This is a genomic window from Corynebacterium urinipleomorphum, assembly GCF_900155535.1.
Classification (GTDB): Bacteria; Actinomycetota; Actinomycetes; order Mycobacteriales; family Mycobacteriaceae; genus Corynebacterium; species Corynebacterium urinipleomorphum.
The window spans coordinates 523,401-536,059 of sequence record NZ_LT706965.1; the positions used below are offsets into that span (position 1 = coordinate 523,401).

The window sequence follows — 12,659 nt, forward strand, 5'->3', positions numbered from 1 at the left end:
CACCTACTCGTTGTTTGGACGCTGGTCGCACAAGAGAATATCACTGATCCCCTGCACAGCCTCATCCAGATCGTTGTTGACAATGACATCGTCGAACTCGTCCTGAGCAGCAAGCTCAGCGCGAGCCGTTTGAAGTCGACGCGCGATCACGTCCTCGGTCTCCGTGGCGCGACCCGTCAGGCGTTCCACGAGGACCTCCCACGAAGGAGGTGCAAGGAAGACGGTGATGGCTTCCGGCATGATGTCTTTGATGTTCCGGGCACCGGCCAAGTCCACTTCGACGAGCACCGGGCGACCGGCATCAAGAGCTTCGCGCACTGGAGCAGCCGGCGTGCCGGAGCGCTGGAGCCCACCGTGAATGTCAGCCCACTCGAGCATCTCCCCTGCGTCAATACGCTCCTGGAAGGCATCGCGGCTAACAAAGAAGTAGTCCTTGCCGTCCACTTCACCCGGACGCGGGTCACGTGTGGTCATGGAGACGGAGAAGTACAGGTCCTCCACTTCCTTGCGCAGACGCTGGACCACCGTCGACTTTCCAACGGCGGAAGGGCCAGCCAAAACAACCAGCCGGCCCTTCCTATTCATACTTGTCACCGATTATTCCCCGAAACCGAAGCGCTCGAGCAGAGCGCGACGCTGACGGTCACCGAGGCCGCGGAGGCGACGGGTCTGAGCGATCTCGAGCTCCTCCATGATCTCGCGAGCCTTGACCTTGCCCACCTTCGGCATAGCCTCGAGGAGAGCGGAGACCTTGGTCTTGCCGATGATCTCGTCAGACTCGGCCTTCTCCAGCACTTCCTTGAGGTTCGTGTCGCCGCGCTTCAGGGACGCCTTGAGCTCAGCACGCTGCTTGCGTGCTTCCGCAGCCTTAGCGAGAGCTTCCTGGCGCTGTTCCGGGGTCAGTTCGGGAAGGGCCACTGGGTTCCTCCAATGTGTTAGGGGTTGATTTCGAACGAGCTTATAAAACCGCTTCGACACTGTCGCAGAAGAATTACAAACATGCAACTTGCCGACGTGGGACAACTGTACCACTGCGCGGTTACAGACACGGTGACCGCCAGCCTATTTTGCCACGTCACCGCATCGACGCCTATAACCTACCAGCAGTTTTAGCCTCAGCGATAGTCAGGGTGAGTTTAACCGCGCCCGGCCAGGACTTTGGCCGCTTTCCGCAGGTCAGCAACATCCGGGCCCTCGGAGAGCACAGAACGGGAGACGTTTGGGAAGACGAGGTGGGCGTTCGCGCCGGCGATCCGCGAGACGTCCTCCATCGTCGCGCCCTGTGCACCCACTCCGGGCATGAGCACAGGAGCATTCAGGTGGTCGAGGTTCGGCGGGGTTTTCACTGTCGCGCCGACAACCACACCAACGTGCCCGACGTACGCGTACTCCGAATCGCTTTCAGCACGCTTATCGACGTTGTACGCCGCGCATTCGTCCACCATCTGCTGCGCCACGGTGACACCGCTCCGGTCGAGAACCTGGGACTGAAACGCTTCCGCCTCCGGGTTGGAGTTTGCGGACATGACGAAGACACCGCGGTTCTCGCGCCCGGCTAGTTCGATGGCCGGAGCCAGAGACCCGACACCGAGGTAGGGAGTCAGTGTCACGGCATCGCAGCGCAACGGGGAGTTCTCGTCGAGCCATGCAAGGGCATAACCCTCCATGGTCGAGCCGATGTCGCCGCGTTTGGCGTCGGCCACCACGAGAGAGTCACTCTCCCGCAACTGTGCGAGTACCTCCTCCAGCACGGCAAATCCGGCGGAGCCGAAGCGCTCGTAGAACGCCACCTGAGGTTTGATCAGCGCGACGTGGCCGGCAAAGGCCTCGACGCAGCGCAGGGAGAACTCTCTCAACCCTTCGGCATCCAGGGAGAGCCCCCAGGCACTGAGCAGCGCCTCATGGGGGTCAATACCAACGCAGAGCCGGCCGAAGCACTCCCCCGCCGCGACAAGACGGTTGCCGAAATTCCGCGGATTAGCGTCCTCGATGCCCATTTACTCAGCCGCCTGCGCGTTGTGCTCGAGTTCCTGCAGGCTGGTCACCGTGATCTCGTTCGCGCGCAAGGATTCGATGCCCTGCACTGCCGCGGTGACACCCTGAACGGTGGTCATGATCGGCACGCTGGAGACCACAGCGGCAGCGCGGATGTCGTAACCGTCGTGGCGCGCACCGGCGGAACCGGCCGGCGTGTTCAGGACCAGATCAATCTCGCCTTCCAGGATGCGGTCGACGATCGACTTGCCCTCGGCACCCTCGCGGACCTCCGACGCCTTCAGCACGACCTCGCAATCAATGCCGTTTCGGCGCAGCATCTGTGCGGTGCCCTCGGTGGCCAGCACCTTGAAGCCCATCGTGGACATGCGCTGGATCGGGAAGATCAGCGTGCGCTTGTCGCGGTTAGCCAGAGACACGAACACCGTGCCTTCCGTCGGCAGTTCGCCGAAGGCGGCTGCTTCGGCCTTGGCGAAGGCCACGCCGAAGGACGGTGCCAGGCCCATCACCTCACCGGTGGACTTCATCTCCGGGCCCAGGATGGTGTCCAGAACAGCTCCGTCGGGGCGGCGGAAGCGCGTGAACGGAAGGACGGCTTCCTTGACGGCGATCGGGTGCTCCAGCGGCAGAGAGCCGCCGTCGTAATCCGACGGAATGAGTCCTTCGCCACGGAGCTCCTCGATGGTTGCACCGAGCATGATGCGGGCCGCGGCCTTGGCCAGGTGCACGCCGGTGGCCTTAGACACGAACGGCACTGTACGGGACGCGCGCGGATTCGCCTCGATGACGTAGAGAATGTCGTCCTTAAGGGCGAACTGGACATTCATCAGGCCCCTCACACCAATACCATGGGCAAGCGCCTCGGCGGAACGGCGGACCTTCGCAATGTCGTCCGGACCCAACGTCATCGGCGGCAGTGCGCATGCCGAGTCGCCGGAGTGGATGCCCGCTTCCTCAATGTGCTCCATGACACCGCCGAGGTACACATCCTTGCCGTCGCACAGGACGTCGACGTCGATCTCGATCGCGTTGTCCAGGAACCGGTCCACCAGCACCGGGTGGTCCGGGGAAAGCTCAGTTGCACGGTCGATGTAGTCGCGCAGGTTGCCTTCGTCGTAAACGATTTCCATGCCGCGTCCGCCCAAAACGTACGACGGGCGGACCAGCACCGGGTAGCCGATGCGGTCGGCCACATCGCGGGCGCCGTCGAAGGACGTCGCGGTGCCGTAGGCCGGAGCGGGCAAGTTGGCGGAGTCCAGGACCTTACCGAACTCACCGCGGTCCTCAGCCAAATCGATGGCCTCGGGGGTGGTGCCAACGACGGGAACACCGGCGTCGGCAAGCTTCTGCGCAAGGCCGAGCGGCGTCTGGCCGCCCAACTGGACAATGACTCCCGCGACGTTTCCGGCCTCGGATTCAGCGCGGTAGATCTCCATGACGTCCTCGAACGTCAGCGGCTCGAAGTAGAGGCGGTCCGCCGTGTCGTAGTCGGTGGACACAGTCTCCGGGTTGCAGTTGACCATGACGGTCTCGTACCCGACGCGGGACAGTTCGAGTGCCGCGTGAACACAGGAGTAATCGAACTCGATGCCCTGGCCAATGCGGTTCGGGCCCGAACCGAGAATGATGACCTTGTCGCGCCCAGACTTCTCCACCTCAGACTCTGCATTCGGGTCGTACTCGTAGGCGGAGTAGTGGTACGGGGTCTGCGCCTCGAACTCGCCGGCACAGGTATCCACGGTCTTGTACACCGGGTGAATGCCCAGTGACCAGCGCAGGGACCGAACACCGTCCTCACCGGCGAGCTCCGGCCGCAGCGCCGCGATCTGGGCATCAGACAGCCCATACACCTTTGCCTCGCGGAGAAGTTCGGCGTCGAGCACGGGGGCGTCGATAAGCTGCTCGCGGAAATCGATGAGCGCCTGAAGCTCGGCGAGGAACCACGGGTCGATGCCGCTGGCCTCGTAGACCTGCTCGATGGTGGCGCCGAGGCGCAGCGCCAGCTCGACGTCGTACATGCGCTTGTCGGTCGGACGCGTCAGATCATCCAGAACTGCCTCGAGGTTGTTCTCCCGGCCCTCCGCGAAGTAGTGGTCGGGCCTAGTCCAGAACCCGTTGGGCTTGTCTTCCATGGAGCGCATGACCTTGTTCAGGCCCTGGATGTAGTTGCGGCCAATGCCCATGGCCTCGCCCACTGCCTTCATGGAGGTGCCCAGAGTCTCGTCGGAGCCCGGGAATTTCTCGAAGGCGAAGCGGGGCATCTTCACAATCACGTAGTCCAAAGTCGGCTCGAAAGCAGCCGGGGTCACACCCGTGATGTCGTTGGTGATCTCGTCAAGGGTGTAGCCGATGGCCAGCTTGGACGCGATCTTCGCAATCGGGAATCCCGTGGCCTTCGATGCCAGAGCGGACGAGCGCGAAACGCGCGGGTTCATCTCGATGGTGATGATGCGACCGTCGACGGGGTTGACCGCGAACTGGATGTTGCAGCCGCCGGTATCCACACCGACTTCACGAATGATCGCGATGCCCTGGTCGCGCATCGTCTGGAACTCTCGGTCAGTCAATGTGAGCGCGGGAGCGACAGTGACGGAGTCACCGGTGTGCACGCCGAGGGCGTCCACGTTTTCAATCGACGCGATGACAACCACATTGTCGTCGCCGTCGCGCATGAGCTCGAGCTCGAATTCCTTCCAACCGAGGATGGATTCCTCGATGAGAACGTTGGCTTCCGGGCTGGCGTCTAGACCGTCGCCGGCGATGCGCTCAAGGTCCTCCATGGTGAATGCGAGGCCGGAGCCGAGGCCGCCCATGGTGAAGGACGGACGCACAACCACCGGAAGGCCCAGTTCGGCGACTGTTTCCTTTACTTCCTCCATGTTGAAGCAGACGCGGGAACGTGCAGATTCACCGCCGATCTTCTCCACGATGTCCTTGAACTTCTGGCGGTCCTCGCCGCGCTCAATCGCGTCGATATTCGCGCCGATGAGTTCCACGCCGTGTTTGGCCAAGATGCCCTGCCGGTCCAGCTGGATCGCCGCGTTGAGCGCAGTCTGGCCACCCAGGGTGGCCAGGATCGCATCGACGGGGTTGCCCTGTGCGGCTTCCCGCTCGAGGATTTTGTCGATGTATTCGGGCTGGATTGGTTCGACGTAAGTGTGATCGGCGAACTCCGAGTCGGTCATGATCGTCGCCGGGTTCGAGTTGATCAGTGTGACGCGCAGGCCTTCTTCTTTGAGTACGCGGCACGCCTGGGTACCCGAGTAGTCGAACTCGCAGGCCTGGCCGATCACGATCGGGCCGGAGCCGATGACCAGGACGTGGTTGATGTCGTCGCGTTTCATTGTTTCCCTTCCTGGTTAGTTCTGCTCGGCAGCGTTCGCGGTGGTGTTCTTCGCCGCTTTGTGCTCGTCCATCAAGGAGACGAACTGATCGAAAAGCGGGTTGGCATCGTGCGGTCCGGCGGCGGACTCCGGGTGGTACTGAACGGAGTATGCCTTGCCCGATTCGAGAGCCACGCCTTCAACGACCCCGTCGTTCAGGCAAGTGTGGGTGATTACCGCCGGGCCGAAATCAGTGTCGAAGGTCTCGCCAGGATTGAGGTTTTCGCCGCTGTCGTTCGACGGTGCCTTCAGCGCGAATCCGTGATTCTGGGAGGTGATGTCGATCCTGCCGGTGACATGGTTCTTCACTGGGACGTTCACACCGCGGTGGCCGAACTTCAACTTGTAGGTTTCCAATCCGAGAGCACGCCCGAGGATCTGGTTGCCGAAGCAGATGCCGAACAGCGGGACGCCGCTGTCGATCACATCGCGGGTCACGGCCACCATGTCGTCCGCGGTCGCCGGATCGCCCGGTCCGTTGGAAATGAATACGCCATCCGGATTGTGCTTTTCAATCTCGTTGAACGGCGTGCCTGCGGGAACCACCACCGTCTCAATACCGCGCTGGGCGAAATGCCCCGGCGTCGCCGTCTTGATGCCCATGTCGAATGCGACGACGGTGTAGCGCTTCTCTCCCACCGCCGGGATCACGTACGGCTCCTCCGTGGATACTTCCGCGGACAGGTCAGCTCCGGACATCGCGGGCTGTTCATTAACACGGGCAACAAGCTTATCGACGTCCCCCTGCGCCTCCTCCCCCGTGAAGATCCCAGCCGCGATCGAGCCGTAGTTGCGCAGGTGCCGTACCAGCGAGCGGGTGTCTACTCCGTAGATACCTGTGATGCCCTGCGCCGCCATCTCTTCTTCGAGGCTGCGCTCGGCGCGCCAGTTTGAGACCCGCTTGGACAGGTCTCGGATGACCAGGCCTGCGACCCAAATGCGGTTGTCGTGGGACTCGTTGTCCTCGTCGTTCCAGCCGGTGTTGCCGATCTGGGGGGCCGTGGTGACCACGATCTGGCGGTGGTACGACGGATCCGTCATCGTCTCCTGGTAGCCGGTCATGGCGGTGGTGAAAACAGCCTCGCCGAAGACAGCCTCGCCGTTTGCCGCCCCGAAGGCGAAGCCAGGGAATGTCGTGCCGTCGGCCAAAACCAGCACGGCGGGAATGCGGTCGGTGCTCATGAATTCTTCCTTAATCTCTCGCTTGATTCACGCTTATCTGTTCCGAACCCTGTCCGGGCGCGGAACCGTGTGCTGGTCAGTTCGTTCCATTTCCTACTGCATCGAAGGTCTGTGCACCCCGCAGCCAGGTGCCCACGACGCGGGCACTGAATTCGCTGCCTTCATACGGGGTGTTCGTGGACTTGGAGGCCATCTCCTCGCCGCGGGCGGTCCATGCGGCTTCCGGGTCGACGAGGGTGAGGTTGGCGGGCTCCCCCACCTCAATCGGGCGGCCCTGGTCCGCCAAACGGAGGATCTCCGCGGGGCGTTCACTCATGACCTTGGCCACAAAGCGCCAGTCGGCCAGACCGGATTCGACGAAGACTTTCGCGATGATGGCCAGTGAGGTCTCCAAACCGATCATGCCGGGCTTGGCGTTTTCGAACTCCACGCACTTGTCTTCGGAGCCGTGCGGGGCGTGGTCGGTGGCCACGACGTCGATGGTGCCGTCTAGAAGCGCATCGCGCAGCGCCACCGTGTCGCGGTTCTCACGCAACGGCGGGTTGACGCGGTAGACACCGTCGAAGCTCTCCAACTTCTCGTCGGTGAGCAGCAGGTGGTGCGGAGTGACCTCGGCGGAGACGTCCACGCCCTGTGCCTTGGCCCAGCGCAGTAGTGACACTGTGCCCTCCGTGGAGGCGTGGCAAAGGTGGTAACGGCCGCCGTAGTCGCGGGTCATGATCAGGTCGCGCGCCACGATGGATTCCTCGGCAACGCGCGGCCAGCCGCGCAGACCCAACCGAGCTGCGTTCTCGCCCTCGTGCGCACAAGCACCGTCGGTCATCCGGTGGTCCTCGGCGTGCTGGGCCAGGACCACGTCGTAGGCCTTCGCGTACTCGATGGCCCGCCGCATCAACTGCGGGTCATTCACGCAACGGCCGTCGTCGGAGAACATTTTCACGTGGCCGCGGGACATCAACCCGATCTCGGTGAGTGACTCGCCCTTCAGTCCCTTGGTCATGGAACCGACCGGGTAGACATCGCACTTGCCGTAAGCCTGGCCCTTCTCCCACACTGCGTCGGCGAGGAACGGCTGGTCAATCACCGGCTGGGTGTTCGCCATGGTGAACACAGCGGTGAAGCCGCCCTTCGCTGCCGCGTCGGAGCCGGTTGCGATGGTCTCGGTGTCCTCGCGGCCGGGCTCGCGCAGGTGCACGTGCATGTCCACCAGACCTGGAAGGAGAATCTTGCCGCCGCAGTCGATGACCTCGTCAGCGTCCGTGCACGCCGTGCCGTCGATGGAATCGATCACGCCGGCGTCGACGTCGATGAGAATGTTGGTTTCGTCTTCGCCGTAGGGGCGGACGTTGTTCAACGCGAGTGTCGTCATGCCCTACTCCTTTCCTTCTAGGGCGTCCGTGCCGCTGGCCAGCAGTGTGAACAGGACAGCCATACGTGTGTACACACCGTTGGAAACCTGATCGAGTACCACGGTGTTATCGCGGTCGGCGACATCGAAGTTGATTTCCATGCCGCGAAGCATCGGGCCCGGGTGCATGATCAAGGTGTCACTTGGGAGCGCGTTCGCGCGGTCCTTAGACAGTCCGTACAGAGTGGCGTATTCGCGGTGCGACGGGAAGAAGCCGCCGTTCATGCGCTCGGCCTGCACACGCAGCATCATGACCACGCTCGGGGCGGTTCCGTCGGCACCGCCGGCGATCTCCGCGTCGAGGTCGTACCCGACCCGGCAGGGCCAGTGCTCCACTCCGGTGGGCAACAAGGTCGGCGGGGCGACAAGCACGACGTCAGCGCCGAGCGTGGACAGCAGGTCCACATTGGAGCGGGCTACGCGGGAGTGCAAGATGTCACCGACGATGAGGACCTTCTTGCCGGCGACGTCGCCGATGTGCTGGCGCATCGTCACGGCGTCGAGAAGCGCCTGCGTCGGGTGCTGGTGCGAACCGTCGCCGGCGTTGATGATGCTGGCACCCGGCACCCACTCGCGCAGGAGGTTCGGCGCGCCGGAGGACGGGTGGCGCATGATGATCGCATCCGCGCCAACGGCCCGCAGCGTGGATGCGGTGTCTTTGAGGGACTCGCCCTTCTTCACCGACGAGCTGGACGCGGAAACGTTGATCACGTCGGCGCTCATCCACTTACCAGCCGTCTCGAACGAAGAGCGGGTGCGAGTTGAATTCTCGTAGAAAAGGGTGAAGATCGTGCGGCCGCGCAATGTCGGCAGCTTCTTCATTTCGCGTCCGTCGAGCGCTTCCCGGAACCGGTCAGCCTCATCCATCAGGCCGATGATCTCTTCGCGGCTCAAATCCGCGATGCTGATCAGGTGCTTCATGCTTCTTCTCCTTCTTTGACTAGGAGAACGGCGTCCGCATCGTCGAGCGGCGTGAGCGTGACGCGCACGTCTTCGGTGAGTGATGTCGGAATATTCTTGCCCACATAGTCCGCACGGATCGGCAAAGCACGGTGGCCGCGGTCCACGAGGACTGCAAGCTGGATTGCTTCCGGGCGACCGATGTCGCTCAGCGAGTCGAGTGCAGCGCGGATCGTGCGGCCGGAGAACAGCACATCGTCGACGAGGACGATGGTCGCGCCGTTGATGTTTCCCGGGATGTCGGTCGGCGCCAACGCGCGGTGTGGGCGTCCGCGGAGATCATCGCGGTAGAGCGTCACGTCGAGGCTGCCGACGGGCACGCTCACCCCCGAGAATTCCTCTATCGCCGACGCGATTCGCTGGGCCAAAGGCACTCCACCGGATGGAATACCCAACATGATCAGTGGTGGAGCACCGTCGGAATCGAGCGCGGTTTTCTCAATGATCTGGTGCGCGATGCGTGCAATCGTGCGCGAGACGTCACTTGCGTCAAGCAGCTCAGTGGCACTCATCGAACCTCCTTCCCCGCCTCTCTGTGCGGAATTTAAAGGATGCTGTTTTCAGAGCCTGCCTATGCTTGGTAGACGCATGCCACACTAGCACTTTCCGCCCACATGTCTTCAGCGAAGCAGGTCACCTTTGTCCCTCACCGCAACACACACTATTCCCGCCCCGCTTATCGACGTCTGGCGCTGGCACACCCGCCCCGGCGCCGTCCAACGTCTCACTCCCCCGTTCCTTCCAATGACGGTGGTTTCGGGGGCTGACTCTTTAAAAGACGGCACCACCGTCTTCGCCCTTCCCGCCGGCCAGAAATGGGTGGCCCGCCACCAGGCAGACGGGTATACCGAGGGCACCCAGTTCGTCGACGAAGCCGCCAACACCCCCATCAAGCAGCTGACTAAGTGGCGCCACGAACACCGCTTCGAAGAGACGGATGGGCAGACACGAATCACCGACACGGTTCACACCACCGCACCGGAGAACGTGTTGGCTCCTGCTTTCGCCTACCGCCAGCACCAGCTCGCGGAGGATCTCGCGTTCCTCGATCGAATGGGGCAGCACGAAGAAAATGCCAGCAACAAGCTCACCGTTGCCATGACCGGTTCGCGCGGCCTAGTGGGTACAGCACTATCCGCTCAACTCACCACCGCCGGCCACGAGGTGATCCAGCTCGTCCGCGGCAATGCATCGGAGGGCCAGCGCCACTGGGACATGGATTGTCCTGACCCGGAACTTTTCGACGGGGTCGATGCTGTCGTGCATCTGGCCGGTGAGTCGATCATGGGCCGGTTCACCGACGCGCACAAGGCGGACATCTACTCCTCCCGCATCGGCCCCACCAGGCGCTTGGCTCAACTCGCCGCCGATTCCGGGGTGTCGACTTTCGTGAGCGCATCCGCTGTCGGGTACTACGGCACTTCTGCCGGCGACTCTGTCCGCACTGAAGCAGACGGCCGCGGCGATGGCTTCCTCGCCGACGTCGTCGATGAATGGGAACGCGCAACCGCTTACGCGCAAGAAGCCGGGGTCCGGACGGTGAATATTCGTACCGGTCTCGCACTTTCGGGAACGGGCGGACTACTACCCCTGCTCAAACTGTCTGCTGCTACTGCTATGAGCGCCCGATTCGGCGACGGGGAATTCTGGATGTCCTGGGTCGCGCTCGACGACCTGACTGACATCTATTTCCGTGCGATCGTGGACGACAGCATCGAGGGCCCCGTCAATGCGACGGCCCCGAACCCAGTGACTAATGCCGCGCTGTCAAGCACGCTGACAGCGTTGCTCCACCGTCCCGAGCTCATCGGGATCCCAGAATTCGGCCCGAAGCTGCTGCTCGGCGATGAAGGAGCGCGAGAGCTCGCCCTCGCGGACCAGCGAGTTGAACCGGCGTACTTGAATAGGCTTGGCCACCACTTCCGGTATCCCACGCTCACCGCTGCGCTGAAGCACGAGCTGGGCAAGGAGCAGTATCTCAACTAAGCCCCTCACGGATAGGTAGCCTGGGGTGCCATGACCACACCGAATGATCAATCCCTCCCGGACCCAGAGGCAGACGTCGTCCGAGATATGACGCTCGCCGACATCGCTGCCGTCCTAGAAGGCGAGGGCCTCGAGTACCGCGTGGAAGAGCCCGTCGTGCGCACCGGATTCGTCAACGCCGCGATGGTCTTCACATTCGATGACGGCAAGCTCGTCTTCGAGTCCGTCTGGCGCGGTGAATTCGCCCCCGAGGAGGTTTCCTCCCTGCTCTATGCCACGAACGAGTTCAACCAGACGCACTTCACCCCGACGCTGCGCTTCTTCCAGAGTGAAGAGGACACGCTCGCGATCACGGGTATCCGGACGATCGATGTGAGCAAAGGCTTATCGACGAACCAGCTCGGCGCCTTCATCGTCACATCGATCCATTCGACGATGCAGGCGTTCAGCTTCCTCGCCGAGACGTTCCCGACAGCCGTGACCTGGGAGGAGAATTAATGACTGCCCAAAATCTTGAGAACTCGACCCCCGGCAACACCCCGAGCCTGGTCACCATTGACCGGATTGTGGACGCGGCATCCCAGTCCGGTGTCGGCCTGACCGCCGACGCCTCAGGTCGCGCTGCGCACGGCACCCATGAGGAGCTTGAGCTCATGGTGGTTCTGCTCGACTCCGTTTTCATCGTCCGCGGCGACTCCGTCACCGACACCGCCGCCGATTCCCCCGACGCGACGTACTACCTTGCCGCTAACGAGGTGAATTCCACGTTGATCGGTGCACGTGCGATCGTGGGTAACCGGACCGAGAACATCGTCATACGCACCGAGGCCGAGCAGTCCGTCGCAGCTGGAATGACCGATGAGCAACTGCGCTCCGCTGTGTCCGGCGCAGTGAACGCTGTAGTCAGCGCCCACAACGCTATGGCCGCTCTCTCCGAGCAGATCACGGAGGCCCAGGCCGCCATTGCCGAAGAGAACACAGAAGACTAGGCACAGAGCTCATGGCTTAAGGCCTCAAGCTCCGCGCCACCGGACATTTCTCGTGTCAGCTCGTCCAAGGTCACCTCGTCGCGCGACGCATTCAACTCCTGCCTACCGAGTTTCAGGATGGTAAATCGATCCCCCACCATGAATGCGTGGTGCGGGTTATGGGTGACAAACACCACCGCGACACCGCGGTCGCGCGCTGAGGCGATGAACTTCAGCACCACGCCCGACTGCTTCACACCGAGGGCTGCGGTGGGCTCGTCGAGCACCACCACTCGCGCACCGAAATACACAGCGCGGGCGATAGCCACCACCTGACGCTGACCGCCGGACAGGTTCCCGGCTTCAACATCCACGTCGGGAATGTCGATGCCCATCTGTGCGAGCTGCTCCGAACAGATGCGTTTCATCTCGTTCTGCTTGAGCATCCCGAAGGCACCTGTCAGTTCCTGGCCGAGGAAGAAGTTTCGCCACACGCTTAGCTCGTCGACGATTGCGAGTGTTTGGTAGACCGTCGCGATTCCTGCGTCAATCGCGTCGCGGGGTGAGGTGAGGGAGGTTGGTGAGCCGTCGATAAGCAGCTCTCCCTCCGTCGGTTCGTGCAAACCCGCAAGGATTTTGATCAGCGTGGATTTGCCGGCGCCGTTGTCGCCGAGGACGCACGTGACCTCGCCCGCGTTGATGGCTAGATCGACCCCGCGGAGCGCGTCAAAGCTGCCGTAGGACTTGGTGATTCCCCGCAATTCGATGATGGGCACT

Annotated in this window: 12 protein-coding genes; 3 read left to right on the forward strand and 9 right to left on the reverse strand. The window is 62.6% G+C overall.

Features of this window, described 5'->3' with window-relative positions:
* Window positions 1-3: 3 nt before the first annotated feature.
* From gmk to pyrR, 8 genes are all read right to left on the reverse strand, one after another.
* On the reverse strand, window positions 4-585 hold the full coding sequence (gmk, locus tag CZ338_RS09630) for a guanylate kinase (RefSeq protein ID WP_087117995.1): 582 nt from the start codon (window positions 583-585) through the stop codon (window positions 4-6).
* A 12-nt stretch (window positions 586-597) separates the two neighbouring features.
* A complete protein-coding gene (gene mihF, locus CZ338_RS09635) occupies window positions 598-918 on the reverse strand; it encodes an integration host factor, actinobacterial type (protein WP_087117996.1) in 321 nt (106 codons plus the stop codon).
* A gap of 218 nt (window positions 919-1,136) precedes the next feature.
* The gene (gene pyrF / locus CZ338_RS09640; RefSeq protein WP_087117997.1) at window positions 1,137-1,997 is read right to left on the reverse strand and encodes an orotidine-5'-phosphate decarboxylase; all 861 of its coding nucleotides are present in this window, start codon (window positions 1,995-1,997) and stop codon (window positions 1,137-1,139) included.
* Window positions 1,998-5,339 (reverse strand): carbamoyl-phosphate synthase large subunit, encoded by a 3,342-nt coding sequence (gene carB, locus CZ338_RS09645; protein WP_087117998.1) that lies wholly within the window; start codon window positions 5,337-5,339, stop codon window positions 1,998-2,000.
* A 15-nt stretch (window positions 5,340-5,354) separates the two neighbouring features.
* Window positions 5,355-6,560, reverse strand: a complete 1,206-nt coding sequence (gene carA / locus CZ338_RS09650) for a glutamine-hydrolyzing carbamoyl-phosphate synthase small subunit (RefSeq protein ID WP_087117999.1) — start codon at window positions 6,558-6,560, stop codon at window positions 5,355-5,357.
* Between the two features lie 76 nt (window positions 6,561-6,636).
* Window positions 6,637-7,929 carry a dihydroorotase gene (locus tag CZ338_RS09655; RefSeq protein WP_087118000.1) on the reverse strand — a complete coding sequence of 431 codons (1,293 nt, stop codon included), beginning with the start codon at window positions 7,927-7,929 and terminating at the stop codon, window positions 6,637-6,639.
* Between the two features lie 3 nt (window positions 7,930-7,932).
* Window positions 7,933-8,889, reverse strand: a complete 957-nt coding sequence (locus tag CZ338_RS09660) for an aspartate carbamoyltransferase catalytic subunit (protein ID WP_087118001.1) — start codon at window positions 8,887-8,889, stop codon at window positions 7,933-7,935.
* Window positions 8,886-9,440, reverse strand: a complete 555-nt coding sequence (gene pyrR, locus CZ338_RS09665) for a bifunctional pyr operon transcriptional regulator/uracil phosphoribosyltransferase PyrR (protein WP_087118002.1) — start codon at window positions 9,438-9,440, stop codon at window positions 8,886-8,888. Before pyrR ends, CZ338_RS09660 begins: the two co-directional genes overlap by 4 nt.
* A 127-nt stretch (window positions 9,441-9,567) precedes the next feature.
* Between pyrR and CZ338_RS09670 the strand changes: the two genes are divergently transcribed.
* Genes CZ338_RS09670 through CZ338_RS09680 form a run of 3 tightly spaced genes read left to right on the forward strand, consistent with a single transcriptional unit; the run spans window position 9,568 to window position 11,903 of the window.
* Entirely contained in the window at window positions 9,568-10,914 is a 1,347-nt protein-coding gene (locus CZ338_RS09670; protein WP_087118003.1) for a TIGR01777 family oxidoreductase, read from the forward strand.
* A gap of 30 nt (window positions 10,915-10,944) precedes the next feature.
* On the forward strand, window positions 10,945-11,412 hold the full coding sequence (locus CZ338_RS09675; protein WP_087118004.1) for a YbjN domain-containing protein: 468 nt from the start codon (window positions 10,945-10,947) through the stop codon (window positions 11,410-11,412).
* Window positions 11,412-11,903, forward strand: a complete 492-nt coding sequence (locus tag CZ338_RS09680) for a hypothetical protein (protein WP_087118005.1) — start codon at window positions 11,412-11,414, stop codon at window positions 11,901-11,903. Before CZ338_RS09675 ends, CZ338_RS09680 begins: the two co-directional genes overlap by 1 nt.
* Here CZ338_RS09680 and CZ338_RS09685 read toward each other — a convergent pair.
* The gene (locus CZ338_RS09685) at window positions 11,900-12,658 is read right to left on the reverse strand and encodes an ATP-binding cassette domain-containing protein (RefSeq protein WP_087118006.1); all 759 of its coding nucleotides are present in this window, start codon (window positions 12,656-12,658) and stop codon (window positions 11,900-11,902) included. The genes CZ338_RS09680 and CZ338_RS09685 overlap by 4 nt on opposite strands.
* Between the last annotated feature and the right edge of the window lies 1 nt (window position 12,659).